Source organism: Mesorhizobium sp. M7A.F.Ca.CA.004.06.1.1, assembly GCF_003999135.1.
Classification (GTDB): Bacteria; Pseudomonadota; Alphaproteobacteria; order Rhizobiales; family Rhizobiaceae; genus Mesorhizobium.
Genome location: NZ_RZPQ01000778.1, coordinates 1 through 2,710, shown reverse-complemented (window position 1 = coordinate 2,710; position 2,710 = coordinate 1). Strand labels below are relative to the sequence as shown.

3 protein-coding genes are annotated in these 2,710 nt (G+C 61.7%); 1 reads left to right on the top strand and 2 read right to left on the bottom strand.

Annotated elements, in window-relative coordinates:
• On the bottom strand, nt 1-309 hold a 309-nt coding region (locus EN906_RS30025; RefSeq protein WP_127375594.1), incomplete at its 3' end, for a LysR family transcriptional regulator.
• 111 nt (nt 310-420) lie between these two features.
• Between EN906_RS30025 and EN906_RS30020 the strand changes: the two genes are divergently transcribed.
• Entirely contained in the window at nt 421-1,311 is an 891-nt protein-coding gene (locus EN906_RS30020) for a fatty acid desaturase family protein (protein ID WP_127268531.1), read from the top strand.
• Between the two features lie 12 nt (nt 1,312-1,323).
• Here EN906_RS30020 and EN906_RS30015 read toward each other — a convergent pair.
• Nucleotides 1,324-2,710: EAL domain-containing protein (locus tag EN906_RS30015; RefSeq protein WP_127375593.1), on the bottom strand; the 1,387-nt coding region annotated here is incomplete at its 5' end.

The window sequence follows — 2,710 nt, the reverse complement described above, 5'->3', positions numbered from 1 at the left end:
CATGGATGGCGGCACCGACACCACAAGGCGCGGGCGGAACGCATCGCCGCCCAGCTGGCGCGCGACGCTGCCGATCTCCTGGAAGGCCATGGTCAGCCTGGGCAGCATCTCGACGCCGGCCTCGGTGAGGACGACGCGCCGGTTGACGCGGTGGAACAGCTTGCGGCCCATCTGCTCCTCGACCGTGCGGATGAGCTGGCTGACGGCAGCGGCCGACACCGAAAGCTCTTCCGCTGCCGCGGCAAAGCTGCCTGTACGGGCCGCAGCCTCGAAAGTTTGAAGTCCTTTGAGAGAGGGAGGTACGGCCATACTCACCGAATAGATAAGTTCTGCTTATCTAGATTGCAGAAATCGTCGTTTTTGGAAAGGTTGTTCATTGGCTACAATGGGTTCATCAAACTCCAGTCTGGATCGAAGCACGTGGATCATCGTGACGTAATTTCATCGTTGACGCAGGAGGAGCGCAACCGGCTGACCGCCAAGTCTGATGTTGCGGGCCTCGTTCAGCTTGCTGCTCATTGGGGCGCGATCGTGGTCGTCGGATCGCTGATCGCCGCCAAGGTGCCGTTCTGGCCACTGCTGATGCTTCCGCAAGGTATCCTCATCGTCTTCCTGTTCACGCTGCTGCACGAGACGGTTCATCGCACGGCTTTTGAGGCACAGCGGCTGAACGATGTCGTGGCGCGGGTGTGCAGTCTGGCGATCGCACTGCCGGCGGACTGGTTCCGCTACTTCCACTTTGCCCACCATCGATACACGCAAGACCCGGAGAACGACCCTGAACTGGCCTTCCCGAAACCGGAGACATGGCGGCAATACCTCGTCCACATATCCGGCATCCCGTTATGGTGGGGCCACCTCAAGACGCTCTATGCTAACGCGGCGGGCGGTTGTCGCGAAAGCTACGTTCCGCCAAAGGGCTATGACAAGGTACGCAGCGAGGCACGCGCCATGATTGCCTTTTATGCCGTGGTCCTTCTGCTGGCCCTTTATTTCCGGCTCTCGGTGCTTGTCTATGTCTGGATCTTGCCCGCTCTGTTGGGGCAGCCGTTTCTGCGCCTCTATCTCTTAGCCGAGCACGGCCGTTGTCCGTTCGTCGCCAACATGCTGGAGAACACCAGGACCACGCTGACCAATTGGCTGGTCCGCAGGCTGGCGTGGAACATGCCGTTCCATGCCGAGCATCATGCCTATCCAGGCGTGCCGTTTCATCAACTGCCGCGGTTTCATGCGCTGATCGAGCGGCATCTCAAGGTGGTCGAGCCCGGCTATGTCAGCTTCCACGGCAAATACATCGACACGCTGCGTTGACGATGGCCGGCCTCAGCCGGTCTGGCTGTGCAGTGCTCGGGATTTCAGCAGACGCTGGATCTCGGCCGCCGTTGACGGCACGCCGATCAGATAGCCCTGCGCCTCTGTGCAGCCATTGCCGCGCAGGATGTCGAGTTGCACCTCGGTCTCGACCCCCTCGGCGGTGACAGTGATGCCAAGCTCGGCGCCCAGCCCGATGACGGTGCGAACGATCGCCGCGGCGTCACGATTGCCCAGGTCGTGGATGAACGAACGATCGATCTTGATCTTGTCGACGGGAAAACGCCTGAGATAGCCGAGCGAGGAATAGCCGATGCCGAAATCGTCCAGCGCGATGCGGATGCCGAGTTCGCGCAACTGCCGCAGCGTCCTCAGCACCGCCTCGCTTTCGTCCATTAGCACGGTTTCGGTGATTTCCAGCTCCAACCGATCGGCTGGCACGCCGGAGAAAGCCAGCGCCGAGATGACGCTGCGGGCGAAGCTGCCGCTTTTAAGTTGCACGGCCGAGACATTGACCGCGACGCGCAGGCCGGCGGGCCAGTCGGCCGCCGCCGTGCAGGCTTTCCTCAGCGCCCATTCGCCAAGCGGCACGATCAATCCAGTGTCTTCGGCGACCGGAATGAAGCTGTCCGGCGCCACCGTGCCGCGTGTCGGCGAATGCCAGCGCATCAAGGCTTCGGCGCCGACGATCTCCCCGGATGCGATGTTCATGATGGGCTGGAAGTCGAGGTCGAATTCCTGGCGCGGCAGCGCGGTCTCGAGGTCGATCTCCAGCGCACGCCGTGCCTGTACCATAGCGTCCATTCCGGGTTCGAAGAACCGATACTGATTGCGCCCTTCACTCTTCGCCCGGTAAAGCGCCGTATCGGCGTTTCTCAGCAGCGCGTCGGCATCTCCACCGTCGTCGGGGAAAACCGCGATGCCCAGGCTGATGCCGACATGCATCTCGCGGCTCTTGTCGCGGAACGGTTTTCCGATTGTCTCGACGATGCGCTTCGCGAGTTTTTCTGCATTGGCAATGCCCTTGAAGTTGAACTGGATGATGACGAATTCGTCGCCGCCGAAACGGGCGACGACGTCGGTTTCGTTGTGCAGGCAGCGCTGCAGCCTCTCGGCCACGCTCTTCAACAGCCAGTCCCCGGCCGGATGTCCCCAGGTGTCGTTGACCGCCTTGAAGCGATCGAGATCGAGCGAAAAGATTGCCAGCGGCGTGACCGCCGTGGCTTCCAGCGCAAGGTCGAGCCGTTCGCGAAACATCGAGCGGTTGGGCAATCCCGTCAGCGTATCGTGATGCGCAAGATGGGTCATGCGCTCTTCGGTGCGGCGACGTTCTGTGACGTCGTCGAAGGTCACTACCCAGCCGCCGCCGTTCATCGGCCGGCGTGTGACCAGAACCGTC